The following is a 15,114-nucleotide window of genomic DNA, read 5'->3' as shown; positions in this document are numbered from 1 at the left end:
TACGAGATCCCGTCAGGTCTCAGCGACCGAGGATGCCACCCAACATGCCGCCGGCACCGGACCCGGCCGACCCGCCGCCACCGGTCCCGCCAACGAATCCGCCGGGCGGGAGTTCGGACGGCTGCACGACGACGAACCCGCGGCCGGAGAACTCGAGGGTGAACCGCTCGCCGGTGCTGCGTCCCATCAGGGTGCCGAGATTGAACGAGTCGTTGGACTTCACCGAGGTGCGCAGGCTCGACGACCACGCGACCGCGGCCTGCGGGTCGGCATAGGTCGCGGCGTCGACGTTGAGGACGACGGGTGTGCCGTCGGTGGTGATGGCGATCCGGCCGCGCCCGGTGAAGACGCAGTTGAACAGTCCGGCGTTGCTCATCGCGCCGGCACCCTGCACACGGGCGATGTCGTAGGACAGCGAGGAGTCGAAGGCGAGGACGTTGGCGCCGTTGATGGTGAGGCCGTCGGAACCGTCGAGGTCGATGAGGTGCACGTCCGACGCCGCATCGGCCAGGAACAGGTCGCCCTGTCCGGTGACCTTCATCAGCGGAACGCCCTCGCCGGTCATCGCCTGACGCATCATCCGTCCGAGGCCGCCCGAGCCGAGCGCCTCGAACTTCAGGTTGCCCTGGTAGGCCACCATCGAGCCGGTGCGGGCCATGACCTCACCGGCGAGGCCGACCCGGCACATCTTGCTGCCCTGCTTCTGGATGCCCTGCCCGGTGACCTCGGCGTGGGACGGCGCGAACAGATCGCTGTGCATGGGAACTCCCTGTGGTTGGGCGGTGACCGGGGGCCGGGGCGGAGGCGGCGGTGCGGACGGTGTATTCCATTGCGGGGCCGGTGGTTCGGGTGTCGGCGGCGGCGCGGTTGGCGTCGACGCGGCCGGCGGCCAGGGCTGCGGATCGGTGACTCGCGGCGGCCGTCCAGGAGGCGGCGTCGCGGGCTCGTCGTCGACCTCGATGCCGAAGGCGGTGGCGAGGCCCGCGAGACCGGCGGCGTATCCCTGGCCGACGGCACGGACCTTCCAGACGTCGTTGCGCCGGTAGATCTCGAGGCACACGACGGCCGCCTCGCTGGTGAGACCGGAGGGGCTGAAGACGAGTTCCGTACCGCCGCCGGTCAGCGTCGCGCTGAGGGCGCCGGCGGTCGCGAAACTCGTGGGCCCGGTCCCGTCGAGGCTCGCCGCGACGACGACCGTCGCGATCTCCCGAGGGAGGGCGGCGGTGTCGACCGAGATGATGTCGGCCGAGCCGGCAGAACGGTATCCGACGCCGGGGCCGCTGGGCTGGTTGTAGAAGATGAGGTCCGCGTCGGAGCGGACGCGACCGGCATCGGTGAGCAGGATCGCCGAGGTGTTGACCGGAGATGCCGAGCGCACCGAGACGGTCACGGCCGTCGACGGCAGCGGACGGTTCTCTCCGGCGGTCAGCGTGAGCACGGTGTCCATTGTGCCAACCATCGTCTTCGGCCGTCGGCGAAGTCGGGCCCGGCCGTCACCGTGGGCGCGGTGTCGTGGAGCGCGCCAGCTCGACGACCTCGTCCTCGGTCGGCGGACTCGACGGGTGGTAGGTGAGGCAGAGCGGCGTCTCGGCCTTGGCGAACCGCCCGCCCTCGCTCGCGATGTAGAACGTCCCCGCCGGGAGCTTGCCGATGTCGGGAATCCTGCTGCCCTTGTTGGCGGCGAGTTCCTTGGCGCGTTCGATCTGCGTCGGATGATTGAGCAGGCCGAAGATCTGGGTCGAGGAGTTGGCCGAGATCTTGTTGTCGATGCCGGTGGGCGACTGGGTCGCGAAGATGAGCCCGAGGCCGTACTTGCGAGCCTGCGACGCCAATGCGCTCGTGCTCTTCGACGCCGCGGTCATCCGGACGGACGGGGCGAAGTTCTGCGCCTCGTCCATGACGAGCAGTCCGCCGAGTGGCCGGTCGGCGGCCGGATTCTTCTTGATCCAGGCGAACAGGGCCATCTGGAGCTGATTGACGAAACCGGCCCGCCGGTCGTCGGTGCCGAGGCCGGCGAGGTTCACGACCGACACCCGGGCCCGGAAACCCGGTGAGGGAGTGAGCAGGTACCCGGGGTCGGCCGGGGCGGCGTCACCCCCGAAGACGGGATCGATCGCCATCGAGGCCTTGAGGTTCTCCGCGAGTTCGGCGGCGAGCTTCGGGGCGTCGGCGAGGGTGCTCGCGTCGTCGGGCAGTTCGGTCAGCAGTCCGACGTAAGCCTGCAGGGCGCCGCCGCCGCGTCGTCCGAAGGCCTCCATGGACTGTTGCAGGACTGCTTGCTGCCGATAGGCTTTCGCGCTGGTCCCGATGGCCCGGGCATGCGGGATCAGGGCGCCGACGGCGGAGTCGACCGCGGCACGGAACTCGTCGGGGTTGCCGACCACCGTGCTGAAGTCGGGTAGCGGCTGGAAACTCAATGGCCGCCCCGATGCCCGACCCGGGGTGAAGACCGCGACCTCGGTGTCGTGCAGGTAGCGCTTGGCGCGCTCGCGGTCGTCGGACGTCCACGGACGCGGGTCGGCGTCCGGCCACGGTGTCCCCAGGCGTGCGAGGTCGTTGTTCACGTCGAGGATGATCGACGAAACTCCCTGCAAAGCAGCCTCTTCGACGATGCGCCGAATCAACACCGTCTTCCCCGAACCGGATCCGGCGAACAGCGCCACGTGCTTGCGCAGGGCGAGCAGCGAGACGGTCACCGCCTCGCCGGTGGCGACACTTCGCCCGAGGGTGATCGACTGTTCGTCGGCGGGTGTGGTTCGCGACGACGATTCGGCGGTGTCGGACCCCGCCGTTCCCGACCGAGGGTCGGTGGACCGGAACTCTTCCGTCGTCGTCTCCCGGGGTGGCGGCGTGGTCGAGCGTTCGTCCGCGGTGCCGGGCTCGTGGCGTCTGACAGGCGTCACCAAGGGTGTTGCGGGTGAGTCCGGTGACTGCGAGCCTGGCGCAGGCGCTTCGAGCGCGGAGCCCAGGATGTCGGTGAGAAAGGCGATCTCGGCAGCCGGGTTGCGGTCGGAGATCCACTCCCGGAGATGCGAGGGCCGTTCGGCCCGCAGTTGTGCCAGCGCGCTCAGCCGTTTGATGTCCTGTTCGGTCCAGGCGACGACCCGCCCGCCCCGATCGTGCAGTTCCTCGACCATCTGCCGGGTCTTGGGCCCCGTGGGCCAGGGATCCCGCCGCAGGATCACCAGGGTGCGTTCGATGTCGCCGAGGGTGAAACCGGAGGTCGTCGTCGCGCTCGACAGGCGCGTCTGGACGGCACGCGCGTTAGATGCCGCGATGGCACGGAAGCTCCAGGACTGCTCGATGTCCCGGTTCGGGTCGACGAGTTGTCGGATCCGCCCGTGCAGCGGACTCTTCGGTCCCGGCCGGGCATCGAGCTGCCAGCGGTCGGCGTCGCGGGACAGTGCCTGGATCCACGTCGCCAATCCCGCATGGAGGAGCGAGGGGACGATCCGGTCCTCGGTGTCGGGTACCAATGCGGGTAGCGGGTCCGCACGCCGGATCAACTCCGCGTACCGCTGGTCGAGCTTCGCGAACGCGGGATCGTCCGAGGTGGTCGTCGACGACGAGTCGGTTGACGACGACCCCGCAGACGACGACCCTGCAGACGACGATTCAGCAGACGACGAGCGCCCCCGAGCGGACGCCCCCGTGTCAGGAACGTCTGTCGTGGTGCGGGACTGGTTGATCAGGGGGAGTGTGCCCTGGCCGGCGGAGGTCTTGGACGTGGCGCCGGAGAGGTCGGTGATCTCGGCGAACGTGTCGCTGCGGAGCATCGCGGCGATCTGGCGGTCCACGGTCACCATCAGCTCGCGCGGGGTGTAATCGGTGGCCGCCGTCAGTGCGGTGTCGGTGACCGGCCAGGTGGGATGGGGCGGCGTGAATCCGACGCCGGCGAAACCCGGCGCGAAACGCCGGGCGAGCAGGAGCCGGCCGAAGTCCGCACTCGCGGGCCGTTGCAGGGTGGGTGGCAACCGGAACCGATCAACCGCTGATCGCATGACGTGTCCGGCGAGGTACTCCCACGCGGCGGTGATCGAGGAGACCACACATGTGGTCCGACTCATGGTGTCGCGCACCGACATCAGGCCGTGCGCCAGTTTCTCCACCTGTGATTCCTCGCCCGGCTCGGCGGTCTTGCCGGCCTCGATCAGGGTGTCGATCTGGTCGATCGCGAGAACCGCCGCATCGTCGAACGCGATGATCCGCGAGATGTTCTCGACGATCTCCTGATAACCGAGGCGGGCATTGCGGATGCCCCAGGCGGCGAGTTCCTCCGCGTCGTCGATGTCCAGGTGCAGAAACGCCTCGCCGAGGTCTTTGGCCGCGAAGTCGTCGGACTCCAGCAGTACGAGCGCACGCAGGATGTGCTGCGACCGGCGTCGGTGCCGCGAATGGCGGGTGTAGACGCCGTGGACGAAGTCATCGAGAGCGGCGGGTGTCAGCGACGCGCCGCCGGTCACGGCGTCACGTGTCCCGTCCGAGACCCCGGCGTCGATCGCGAGGCGGTGGAGGAGCTGATTCAGCTGCGAGCGGTGGCGGGGCGTCGGTCGGCCGAGGTCCTCGATGATCGCCACGAGCACCGAACGCCAGAAGTCGGTGGCGTCGAGCAGCTTGACGAGAAAGAAGTACCCGCCCTCCTCTTGGACACGATGCCGGACCCGGCCCAGGAGATGGGTCTTGCCGGATCCGGCCGGACCGCGCACCGTGACCCCGATCGGACTCCCCGACGGCGAACGACGGGCGTCGTCGAACGAACGGATGATGTCGACGATGGTGTCCTCGTGCAGGCCCCCGACGTGGAAGGGGTCGGCGGTGCCCCACACGTCGTCGGGGGTGTCGGCCCAGTTGAGGCGGATCGATTCCAGTGCGTGACGGGCGTCGGCGTCCATCGGATCAGCTCTCCTCGATCGCGAACAGATGGCACGGTTGCGTGCCCACCGTCACCGCGGCCGCCCGGTCGGCCGGAGTCAGCAACGCCTGGTCTTCCTGCGGGATGAGGCTGACCCCCGGCGCGCGCTGGAACTCCACCATCGTGGCGTCGAAGACCTCGTCGCTCATCCCGGGCAGGTCGGCGCGCAGATCGGTGACGAGGACGAAGTCGCCCGCCGTGACGGCCCGGGCGCGGTAGGCGGCCGCGATCTGGTCCCGGGGATCGACGGTGGACGACGCCGGGTCGGACGCAGCCGTTGCGATCGGGGTCCCGGGCTCCTCGTGGGTAGGGCGTCGGGGACGGCCGAACACCTCGTGGAGACGGAGGTCCTCGTCGTCGAGGTACCGGGCGAGGCCGGCGAGGACCGCGTACATGGCCTTCGTCGGTGCAGTCGACCTCTTCGGTGGCTCGGATGTCAGTTCGGCCGCGCACCAGGCCCACCCGCGGTCGGTCAGGGTGTGGAAGTACGCGCGGCGTGCGCCGAGTCGCGAGTCGACGAGGCCGAGGGCGTTGAGATGGTTGCGGGCCGGCTTGTCCAGCGCGGCACCGAACTCCTTCAACTCTGGGTTGGAGAGCTCTCGGGACTCGGCCAGCAGGACGAACAGCGCCGCACTCTGGATCGGCGTCAGCTGGGCGTGGTCCACGGATGCTCCTCGCGGGTCGAAGGGGGTCGGGCGGGCGTCGGTCGGGACGATGCCGGTGGTCGGGAGCGCTCGGCGATCACGGCGGCCAGCTCTGCGACGACAAGGGACGTGTCGTCGAGAACGTGGTCGTTCGTGTAACGCAGAACGAGGTACCCGGCACGCTGAAGCATGTTGTCGCGACGTCGATCTCGCGCGTACTTTACCGGGCCGCGATGATCCGCGCCGTCGACCTCCACGACCACGCGTTCACTCGGCCACAGCAGGTCGACGATCACCGCGGGGTGGAGCGGATCGAGGTCGCGCGGACTCCGGTTCCACTGTCGGTCGCGAGCCCACGGTGCACGCGCGAGGGCGCGTTCGAGGGTTTGCTCGGCATCGCTGTGCGGTGCCGGTCTCCCCGACGGACGGGAGGCGACGAGGACGGGCCTCGCCGAGGCCGACGACGGATCGTGCAGCGCCTCCACCGGACCGGGCGGCGGGAATCGCCGCCCCGCGGGTACTCCGATCCGGATGGCCGGCACCCTCGTGACCGCGGGCAGGGCGTCGGCGGTGAGCCACACGGTGAGGTCGGCGTGGTCGGCCAGCCATTCGTACGCGGCGGCGGCCGCGTGCTGGGCCCGCTCGCCCAATGCGGTGTCGGCGCGCACGGCCAGGACCACGGAACCACGTCCGTATCCCCGTCGTAAGAGAAACGTCAGCGCGGCCGCCCGGGCGTCGTCGGCGGGGCCGGGGCCGGGACGTCGCGCGCCGGCGGCCGCACGGGCCAGATGGATGACGGCGGGCGAGGGGAAGCCGGCGTCCCGGCACAGCAGGCGCGCCGTGGCCTCGGCGTCGTCGGCGTCGACCGGCAGGCCCGGCTCGTGGCCCGGGAGCCAGACCGGGAAGAGGGCGACGACGATGTCCTCGAGCGCGTCGAGGACCTCCCGGACGACCTCCCGGGCGGTGCGATCGCCGGGTCCGCGATGGTCCAGGAACACCGGTAGGTCAGCCGAGACCGAGTCGACGAGGTCGGCCAGGGCGAGGCCGTCGACGTCATCGACACGTAGCACATGCCCGGGACGCACGGCCGCGTCGAGAGCTGACGGGCGGATGTTCATCGACGCCGACGATATCGCCCGAACCCGACAGCCGCCCGGTGGTCACGGGTGATCTGCGGACCGCCACCCCCGCTCGACGGCAGTCCACCGACCGCGGATTGGACCTTGTGGTGCCCGCGGGCACTGCGTTTGACTGGACGTCGACGGCCGCAGGGCGTCGTTGGACCCTGGCGACCGGTGAGGAGGATTCTGTGGGTGCACCGCGAGCCATCGGCCGGCCGGTGGCTCGCTCGAACCTCGGGGTGAAGCAACTCGTCACGCTGCTCGGTGAGTGGGAGAGCGGCGACGCGGCCTACGCGGCCCTCGCCGCCCGCATCCGACTCCTCATCGACGACGGCCGGATCGCGACATACACGCGGTTGCCCGCCGAGCGAATCCTCGCCGATGCGCTCGGGCGGAGTCGGACCACGGTGGTGTCGGCGTACGGAGCGCTGCGCGAGGCCGGCTATCTGGTCAGCGTCCGGGGATCCGGCTCCGTCGCGATGCTCCCGCGGAGGGGTCCGGGCGCGGTTGCCGAGATCGACTTCGCGCACGCCGTTCCCGAACCGGTGCCCGGTCTCGAGGCGATCATCGAGCGGGTCACGGGCAATGTGCCCGACCTGCTGCGCCGGCCCGGACTCGACCTGGTGGGCGATCCGCTGCTACGCCGACGAATCGCCGATCGATACACCGACCGCGGACTGCCCACGACCCCGGCGCAGATCGTGGTGACCCTCGGTGGGCAACACGCCATCGCACTCGTCGCGCGGACCCTGCTCCGACGAGCCGACCGGGTGGTCGTCGAGACCCCGACCTATCCGCACGCCTACGAGGCGATCGCCGAGGCCGGCGGACGGCTCGTGTCGACGCCGGTCACCGCGGCCGGCTGGGACATGGACCACTTCGTCGAGGTCCTCAGCCGGTTGCGACCCGAGATGGCCTATTGCATACCGGATTTCCAGAACCCGACGGGTGCCTCGATGCCGTCCGCCCACCGAGAGCGGCTCGCCGACGCGGCGCGCCGGGCCGGGACCGCGCTGCTCGTCGACGAGACGACTGCCGAGCTCGACATCGATCGTCGGACGGACCATTTCCCGTTCGCCGCGCATGCGCCGGTGAGGTCCTCGGTGCCGGTGGTGACGATCGGATCGCTGGGCAAGACGGTGTGGAGTGGATTGCGGGTGGGATGGATTCGTGCCGACGAGGACATCGTCGACCGGATCGTCCGACGGCGACCCGCCGGTGACCTCGGTTCTCCGATCATCGACCAGCAGATCGCCGCCGAGGTCTTGGCCGGTTACGACGACCTGCTCGCCGTTCGTTCCGCGCAGCTTCGTATCGGCCGGGACACGCTCACCGGACTTCTGCGAAAACATCTGCCGGAGTGGGAGATCCCCGATGTGAACGGTGGGTTGGCGATGTGGGTCGGGCTCGGGGCGCCGCTGAGTTCCGCGCTCGCCGCCGCCGCCCTGAACCGAGGTGTGCGAATCAGCGCCGGACCGAAGTTCGGCGTCGACGGGGCGCACGAACGCTACATCCGCGTTCCGTTCACCGAGGATGCCGACGACCTCGCCGCCGGCGTCGACGTGTTGCGGGACGTATGGGCATCACTTGATCGCCCGGGGGCGCCGGACGCGTTGACGCGCCCGGCGTGAGAGATATAGACCGTCGCGGACTGCGTGTCGTTGCCGCACCGCACTTCTCGGCGGTGTGCCGGATGATGCTGTCCGTCGGCGATGCCGTCGCCAGACCCCCGCACCGGCCCGCCGGAGAAAATCAGTGGCGCCGCCCGGCGGAGTCGCGTCACCATGGGCGGGCAGTTGAGTCCACCGATGCGCGGTTGGCATCTACCACCAGGTCGTGATCGGCGATTGAATGCCGGCACACCATGTTCCGGCGTCAGGAGGTCGTCATGACCGCACTGCTCCTCGCGATCGTCAGCGGCATCATCCTGCTCGTCGTCATCGCCCGCACGTTGATCGTCACCATCCGCGACGAGCGGGGACGGGTGCCGTATCGCCCCGCGTACGACACCCGACGTCCGACGATGTGACGAGGCGGGTGGGTGGCCGCGGCTACTCCGCCCGTTTGAGCACCGCGAGCACGGTCAGGAGCAGGATCTTGACGTCGAGCCAGAGTGACCAGTTCTCGATGTAGTAGTTGTCCCACTCGGCGCGGTCGGCGATGGAGGTCTGACCGCGCAGGCCGTGCACCTGCGCCCAGCCGGTGACCCCGGCCTTCACCCGGTGGCGTTCGCCGTATCGCCGGATCTGCACCTCGAACAGCGAGACGTACTCGGGACGCTCCGGGCGTGGACCCACGAGACTCATGTCCCCGCGGATCACGTTGAGCAACTGGGGTAGTTCGTCCATCGACGTCGAGCGCATGATCTTGCCGATCCTGGTGCGGCGGTCGACGCCCTCGACGCCGCCGGGTGCGCTGCCCGCGGTCGGCCGGAATTTCTCCGCGGCGGGGTCCTCGGGCCGCATCGAGCGGAACTTCAGGCAGTTGAACACCCGCGCGTCGCGACCCACCCGCGGTTGGGCGAAGAAGATCGGGCCCGGCGAGCTCAGCCGGACCAGCAGCATGAGCGTGAGGAACAGCGGTGAGATCGCGGCGAGGATCAGGGCTCCGACCACCCGGTCCCCGATGTGCTTGGTACGGAACTGCCAACGCGCGGGTTGGTGTGCGGGACGGACATCAGGGGCAGCCCGCCGATGTGGTCGACCCGGCTGCGGCGTCCGACGACGTCGAACATGCGCGGCACGATCCACACCTTGACCCCGTGCCGGTGGGCGATACGGACGGCGGCGGTGAGCCTTTCGACATTGGTGACCGCGAAGGCCACGACCAGGACCTCGGCCTTCGTCGCCCGGATCGCGTCGTCGAGTTCGTCCACCCCGCCGAGCTGCGCGATCTCGTTGGTGGGTCCCTCGTCCCGATCGGCGCGGGGTGGCGCGCCGGCGGCCAGGATGCCGACCGGCCGGAGACCGTGCTCCGGCGCGGCCACCATGCGGCCGACCACCTGTGCGGTGATCGGCCCGTCGCCGATGATCAGCGTGGGGGACAGCAGATGACCGTTCTTGCGCAGACTCCGCTGGATGATGTCGCGGATGAGACGACCGAACGGAACCCAGAACAGCGCCGACACCCACACCTTGGTGACCGCGGCGCCGGGTCTGTCGTCGGAGTAGGAGAGGAGCAGAGAACACAGCAGGATCATCGCGGTGATCGTGCATCCGGTCATGACCCGGCCGACCTCGTCGAGGAACCGGCGATTGAGCCCCCGACGGTAGACCCCGCGCAAGGAGAAGACGATCACGAGGGTCGGCACGAAGGTGGCGAGTGTCCACAACGGCGGGTTCGCGCCGCTGCCACTCCTCACCCACCAGATCCCGGCGGCCACCGCGATCGTCGCGGACAACACGTCGATCGACACGGTCACGATCGTGCTCAGGGGATCGTCGCGGATCAGCTCGTGAAAGGTGCGCCGACCGTTGGGCGACGAGTACACCGGGGTGCGCCTCGTGGTCTGCGGGAACTCGGCCTGCGATACACGGGTCGACAAGTCCACTCCATCCGAAAGAACAGCCCCCCGTCCGGTCGCCGCGGCGTAGAGCGCCGGCAGGTCCCCGACATCGACGTAACCGAGCCCGACCGCCGACGACGGGGCACCCGGGCCGGTCGAACCCGCGCCGCCGAGCACGCACGGAATGTCGAGGCGCCGGGCGACCGCCGCGACGAGTTCGACGTTCTTGCGGGGTTCGACGGTGCCGATCTGCATCACGAAGCGTTCCGGCAGATCGTATTTCGCCCGAACCCGTTCGACATCGGCCGGCGCGGGTGGGCGGGCCCAGTCGGCGGGCGCGAGTTCGGTGACGTGGGCATCCCGTCCGCAGGTCTCGCGGATTCGTTCGGCGGTGAACTCGGAGACGGCGATCAGCACGTCGGCCCGACGGAGGGTCGTGCGGACGAGTACGGATTCGCCCGCGGCGCGAAACCGGCTCGACGCGGACGACATGTCGAGCACCGACAGGTCGTGCACGGTCGCGACCGTGGTGGCGGGGCCGGCGACTGGTAGGTCGACGTCGAGACCGTGGAACACGCCGCCCGAGCGGGTGGGGAGTACGCCGAACACCGCCCGTCGGACACCGTCGGCGACGGGACGCTCCACCGGGGTGATCGCCGGGGGCAGTTCGCCGACCGCGTCGGTCTGCACGACTGCGGACAGGGCGGTGCCGTCGACGTGGCCGGGCAGTGCCCTCAGGAGTTCGCGGATGTAGGTCTGGACGCCGCTGCCTCCGGGACGAAGTGCAAGCGCACCGTACGTGATTCGTGTTGTGCCGTCGCGCATCCAGCAGCTCCCAACAGTAACCAGAAGTAGAAGTCGAGCGGGAAGATCTCGAAGTAGGTGGCGACCAGGCAGGCCACCATCGCCGCGACCATGGACGCACTGACACCCAGGACGAGGGCTCCATCCGGGTCGGGCATCCGGCGCGAGTACTGCACGCACCAGATGATCGCGGTCACGATCAGGGCCAGGAACAACCACAACCCGATCGGCCCGAGTTCGATGAGCAGCTTCACGTAGTAGTTGTCCGGCTGGTAGTTCTTCGACAACTGCTGCACGGTACCGCCGGCGCCGGCGGTGATCGTCCGCGTCGTGTCGCCCTGGGCCGCCGACATCGCGTCGGCCGCCGATCCGCTCGACGCCAGGCCGGTCCCGAGCGGGTGCACCCAGATGCTCGCGAAGATCTCACCCCACCCGGAGCCGCGCTGACTCAGGCTGCTCGACGAGAAGAACACCTTGGTGATGTTCGACGGCAGGAACGGCAGCGAGATGACGGCGACGACCCCGACTGCGAGCAGCGGGGCGATGAGGCGGCGGAAGCGAAGGGCCGCAAGCCAGATCACACCGACGATGAGGCCGAGGATCGCCGCCCGCACCACCGACGTGGCCATCGTGATCGCCATGACCGGCCAGCAGACGAGGAACAACCGGTTGCGCCGGCGGGCGGTGTCCGACAGCGCCACTGCTCCGCCGACGAGCAGGGCCAGCATGACGAAGAGTCCGAAACCGAAGGGCTGATTGAACGTGCTGAACGTCCGGAACAGCGGACCGCTCGTCCGCACCTGCTCGCCGAAGGTGTAGCCGAGTTCGACCAGCCGCGCCGGACCCAGGAGCTGCTGGCCGATGCCCACGAGGGTGGTGAGCACCCCGAGCGCCATGATGATCGAGACCAGTCGGTCGCGGTCGAGCGCGTCGAACGGCGTCAGCCATAGCGCGAGGACCACGAAGAGGTAGAAGAAGGTGACCTTGACGCCGTACAGCCCGATGGGGCCGTAGACGTAGAGCGCCGACACGACCCCGAACGCGACCAGCACGGCCGCGGCCGGCCACCACGGCAGCTGCAACGGCGGGTCCGTCCGGTCGGCGGGCCGGACCCGGCGATTGGCCGCGCAGATCAGCGTCAGCGCGAGGACGCCCTCCTTCCACGCCGAGGCGACGCCGGGCAACGGGGCGATGTCGAGGAGACCGTCGAGGGGGGTGAGCGCGGCCAAGACCAGGAGACCGCGTTGCGGACGCCGGTAGATGACGGCGACGAAGGCGACCGCGAGGACGAGGGCGACGAGTGCAGCGACCACGACCGGGAGGTGCGCCACGCCGACCTGCCTTTCCACGTGCCCCCGTGGTCTGTTCGAGCCCCCAGACCAACCATGGTGGCATCTCCGGGCTCCGTTTGTCCGGGGCAACACGGACACATGTCGCCCCGGACACGCCGGGAGGCCGCCGGCCGCAGGTCAGTGACCCGAGATGCGACGTGCCCGTCGCGGGCGGGTTCGGTCGGGCCCGGATTCGGTTGTGAGAAGGCGTGGTTGCGGGCGCGGGGGATCCAGGAGTTGCGGCATCCCCTTCACCGGCTGGTGCATCGGGAGCAGGGTGTAGCCGTCTTCCCATGGGAGGTGGCCGTGGTCGTCGGGCCAGACCACCTGCAGTTTCGGGTGGTCGGGGAACAACAGGTTCGCCAGGAGCAGCTCGTCGTGGTCGAGTTGCTCGATGAGTCGGACGGTCACGGCGACCGTCTGCAACGGGATGTCGGACTGCGCGGCGACGAGATCACGCCAGTCCTCCTGGTGGAGCAGGGCGCCCAGTTCGTTCAGCACGTGCGTCGCGGTCAGGGGATCGACGCCGTAGATCGAGAGCTCCGGGATCGAGTGCAGCGAGAGTCCGGAGGTGTAGGAGAACCCGCACTCGGTTCGAGCACCTGCAGGCGGTGCGTCGAACTCGGCGTCCGCCTCGCCGACCGAGGTCACCTGCCAGCCGCAGCGCCGGATGGTCTCGATGGTGGAACGGATGAGCGGATTGGGATGCCACCGGGGCAGACCTCGGATCGCGGCAGCGTGGTCTGACATGGATCGCTCCTTTGTTCGACGGGTGCGAACATCAGAACACGAGGCCCCGACAATTCTCCCGACGCCGCAGCCGGGGAGGCGGGCGTCAGGTGTTCGCCGTGCGTCGGATGCCGAACACGGTGAACAGGGCCGCGCACGTGGCGAAGACGACCAGCAGTGCGAGCCCGATCGTGTAGCTGTGGGTGGTCGCGTCGTAGGTGGCCCCCATGACCATGGGCGGGAAGAAGCCGCCGAGCCCGCCGAGGGCACCCACGATCCCGGTGACCGAACCGACCCGCTCGGCGGGCGCGGCCTGCGCGACCCAGCTGAAGACCGACCCCGAACCGAGTCCCATGCAGACCGCCATCAGGACGAAGTCGAGACCGGCGGGTATCTCGAGGGGCGGCTTGGTGATCATCCACACGGCGAGCACGGCGGCACCGCCACAGGAGATCACGGTGATGATGCGCGGTCCGAAGCGATCGGACAGGACACCGCCGACGGGCCGGGCGATGACGGCCGCGATCGCGAAACCGGCGGTGCGCGTGCCGGCCGCCTGGAGGTCGAAGTCGTAGACGTCCTTGAGGTAGGTCGGCAGGTAGGTGCTGAAGGCGACGAAGCCGCCGAACGCCGCAGCGTAGAGAAAACCGAGCTGCCAGGTGATCGGCAGTTTGGCCGCACCGATCAGTTTGGGGACCACCGAGTCGTGGGACGCGGCCCACCTGGGTGAGTCGCGCATGAACAACCAACAGACCACGGCGACCACCGCGAGCGCGACGGCGATGATGATGTGCGTCGCGATGTATCCGAACCACGACACGAACCGGGGGGTGAAGAAGGCCGACAACGCCGTCCCGCCCATCCCGGCTCCGAAGACGCCGGTCGCGAACCCGCGCCGGGACTTGTCGTACCAGGCGTTCACGAAGGGGATGCCCACGGCGAACGTCGTCCCGCCGACGCCGAGGAAGAAGCCGGCGACGAGCAGCAACGCGTAGCTGTCGAAATGTCCGGCGGCGGCGACCAGCAGGACGAACGGAATGGTGGCGACCAGCAGAACGGTGAACATGAGGCGGCCGCCGAAGCGGTCGGTCAGTGCGCCGGTCAGGATTCGCCCGAGCGAGCCGACCAGGATCGGGATGGCGACGAGGATCGACTTCTGGGTGGCGCTCAGGTCGAGTTGGTCGGTGTAGACGACCCCGAGCGGACCGATGAGGTTCCAGGCCCAGAAGCTGATCGTGAACGCGAGTGTCGCGAGAGCGAGGTTCGTGGTCTGCGCACGCGAGCTGATGGCGGGCGTCGTGGTGTCGGTGCTCATCGATCACGATCCTTCACTCCGACGGGCGCCCACCCCGGCCGATGGGGCTGGTTACCCGGCGCGACACGTCGGTCGCGGCTTCGGTACACGATGTAGGGACGGAAGAGGTAGTGCACCGGCGCGGTGAAGATGTGCACCAGCCGGGTGAAGGGGACCATCGCGAAGAGGAGCATCCCGATCAGGATGTGCACGTGGAAACGCAAGGGCGCCGCCGCCATCGCCGTGACGTCCGGTTGCAGCACGAACAGTGAACGGAACCAGGGCGAGACGGTCTCGCGGTAGTTCACGCCGGGCGCGTGCGGGTCGAGCGTGCCGATCAGCGTGATGTAGGTGCCTGCCACCAGCGCCGTGACCAGCACCAGGTACATCGCCTTGTCGTTACGCGTGGTGGCCATGAACACCGGGCCGACGGTCCGTCTGCGGTACACCAGCATCGCGACCCCGACGAGGGTGGCGACGGCCGCCAGGATCCCGAAACCCCCGGCACCCCAGTGGTACAGCGTCTCCGAGACGCCGATGGCCTCCGTCCACGACTCCGGGATCAACAATCCGATCGCGTGGCCGATGATCACCACGAGCACGCCGTAGTGGAAGAGCGGCGACGCTATCCGCAGGAGGCGGGACTCGTAGAGCTCCGATGACCGCGTCGTCCACCCGAACTTGTCGTAGCGATAGCGCCAGATGGTTCCACCGATGAGCAGTCCTAGCGTCGCGTAGGGCACCACGCCCCACAGGAAGATGTCCACGGGTCAC

General features: G+C 69.2%; 12 protein-coding genes and 1 pseudogene. 2 read left to right on the top strand and 11 right to left on the bottom strand.

Annotated features, from left to right (window positions below):
- Window positions 1–19 precede the first annotated feature (19 nt).
- The 4 genes from QAD21_RS18165 to QAD21_RS18150 are packed head-to-tail and all read right to left on the bottom strand — an operon-like array spanning window position 20 to window position 6,674.
- Window positions 20–1,447, bottom strand: a complete 1,428-nt coding sequence (locus tag QAD21_RS18165; protein ID WP_280359926.1) for an AIM24 family protein — start codon at window positions 1,445–1,447, stop codon at window positions 20–22.
- 46 nt (window positions 1,448–1,493) lie between these two features.
- Window positions 1,494–4,892, bottom strand: coding sequence for a DUF87 domain-containing protein (locus QAD21_RS18160; RefSeq protein ID WP_205333227.1), 3,399 nt, complete (start codon window positions 4,890–4,892; stop codon window positions 1,494–1,496).
- Window positions 4,893–4,896: 4 nt separating this feature from the next.
- On the bottom strand, window positions 4,897–5,577 hold the full coding sequence (locus QAD21_RS18155; protein WP_068972019.1) for a hypothetical protein: 681 nt from the start codon (window positions 5,575–5,577) through the stop codon (window positions 4,897–4,899).
- Window positions 5,559–6,674, bottom strand: a complete 1,116-nt coding sequence (locus QAD21_RS18150) for a DUF559 domain-containing protein (protein WP_068972020.1) — start codon at window positions 6,672–6,674, stop codon at window positions 5,559–5,561. The genes QAD21_RS18155 and QAD21_RS18150 overlap by 19 nt, the downstream gene beginning before the upstream one ends.
- A 191-nt stretch (window positions 6,675–6,865) precedes the next feature.
- Here QAD21_RS18150 and QAD21_RS18145 point away from each other — a divergent pair, with 191 nt between their 5' ends.
- Both QAD21_RS18145 and QAD21_RS18140 read left to right on the top strand, forming a co-directional pair.
- On the top strand, window positions 6,866–8,308 hold the full coding sequence (locus tag QAD21_RS18145; RefSeq protein WP_280359925.1) for a PLP-dependent aminotransferase family protein: 1,443 nt from the start codon (window positions 6,866–6,868) through the stop codon (window positions 8,306–8,308).
- Window positions 8,309–8,565: 257 nt separating this feature from the next.
- Window positions 8,566–8,706 carry a hypothetical protein gene (locus QAD21_RS18140; RefSeq protein ID WP_175404324.1) on the top strand — a complete coding sequence of 47 codons (141 nt, stop codon included), beginning with the start codon at window positions 8,566–8,568 and terminating at the stop codon, window positions 8,704–8,706.
- 22 nt (window positions 8,707–8,728) lie between these two features.
- Here the strand turns inward: QAD21_RS18140 and QAD21_RS18135 are convergent, their stop codons facing one another.
- From QAD21_RS18135 to narI, 7 genes and pseudogenes are all read right to left on the bottom strand, one after another.
- Window positions 8,729–9,292 (bottom strand): sugar transferase, encoded by a 564-nt coding sequence (locus QAD21_RS18135; protein ID WP_280359924.1) that lies wholly within the window; start codon window positions 9,290–9,292, stop codon window positions 8,729–8,731.
- On the bottom strand, window positions 9,277–9,900 hold the full coding sequence (locus tag QAD21_RS25380) for a hypothetical protein (protein WP_348534521.1): 624 nt from the start codon (window positions 9,898–9,900) through the stop codon (window positions 9,277–9,279). Before QAD21_RS25380 ends, QAD21_RS18135 begins: the two co-directional genes overlap by 16 nt.
- A 357-nt stretch (window positions 9,901–10,257) precedes the next feature.
- Window positions 10,258–10,884: pseudogene (locus tag QAD21_RS25375) on the bottom strand (glycosyltransferase); the annotation flags it as partial.
- Window positions 10,885–10,916: 32 nt separating this feature from the next.
- Window positions 10,917–12,317 (bottom strand): O-antigen ligase family protein, encoded by a 1,401-nt coding sequence (locus QAD21_RS18125; protein ID WP_068972027.1) that lies wholly within the window; start codon window positions 12,315–12,317, stop codon window positions 10,917–10,919.
- 138 nt (window positions 12,318–12,455) lie between these two features.
- Window positions 12,456–13,067, bottom strand: a complete 612-nt coding sequence (locus QAD21_RS18120) for a DUF4262 domain-containing protein (protein ID WP_058251985.1) — start codon at window positions 13,065–13,067, stop codon at window positions 12,456–12,458.
- Window positions 13,068–13,152: 85 nt separating this feature from the next.
- Window positions 13,153–14,361 (bottom strand): MFS transporter, encoded by a 1,209-nt coding sequence (locus QAD21_RS18115; RefSeq protein ID WP_078113085.1) that lies wholly within the window; start codon window positions 14,359–14,361, stop codon window positions 13,153–13,155.
- Window positions 14,358–15,107, bottom strand: coding sequence for a respiratory nitrate reductase subunit gamma (narI, locus tag QAD21_RS18110; RefSeq protein ID WP_058251983.1), 750 nt, complete (start codon window positions 15,105–15,107; stop codon window positions 14,358–14,360). The genes QAD21_RS18115 and narI overlap by 4 nt, the downstream gene beginning before the upstream one ends.
- Window positions 15,108–15,114 lie beyond the last annotated feature (7 nt).

This window comes from Gordonia sp. SMJS1 (genome assembly GCF_029866425.1).
Lineage (GTDB): Bacteria > Actinomycetota > Actinomycetes > Mycobacteriales > Mycobacteriaceae > Gordonia > Gordonia hongkongensis.
This window is presented reverse-complemented; position numbering and strand designations above follow the sequence as displayed.

What these genes read in the sequence shown, in the direction of transcription:
- QAD21_RS18165 (WP_280359926.1), bottom strand. Translation starts at nt 1,447, where the DNA reads ATGGACACCGTGCTCACGCTGACCGCCGGAGAGAACCGTCCGCTGCCG.
- QAD21_RS18160 (WP_205333227.1), bottom strand. Translation starts at nt 4,892, where the DNA reads ATGGACGCCGACGCCCGTCACGCACTGGAATCGATCCGCCTCAACTGG.
- QAD21_RS18150 (WP_068972020.1), bottom strand. Translation starts at nt 6,674, where the DNA reads ATGAACATCCGCCCGTCAGCTCTCGACGCGGCCGTGCGTCCCGGGCAT.
- QAD21_RS18140 (WP_175404324.1), top strand. Translation starts at nt 8,566, where the DNA reads ATGACCGCACTGCTCCTCGCGATCGTCAGCGGCATCATCCTGCTCGTC.
- QAD21_RS25380 (WP_348534521.1), bottom strand. Translation starts at nt 9,900, where the DNA reads ATGACCGGATGCACGATCACCGCGATGATCCTGCTGTGTTCTCTGCTC.
- QAD21_RS18120 (WP_058251985.1), bottom strand. Translation starts at nt 13,067, where the DNA reads ATGTCAGACCACGCTGCCGCGATCCGAGGTCTGCCCCGGTGGCATCCC.
- QAD21_RS18115 (WP_078113085.1), bottom strand. Translation starts at nt 14,361, where the DNA reads ATGAGCACCGACACCACGACGCCCGCCATCAGCTCGCGTGCGCAGACC.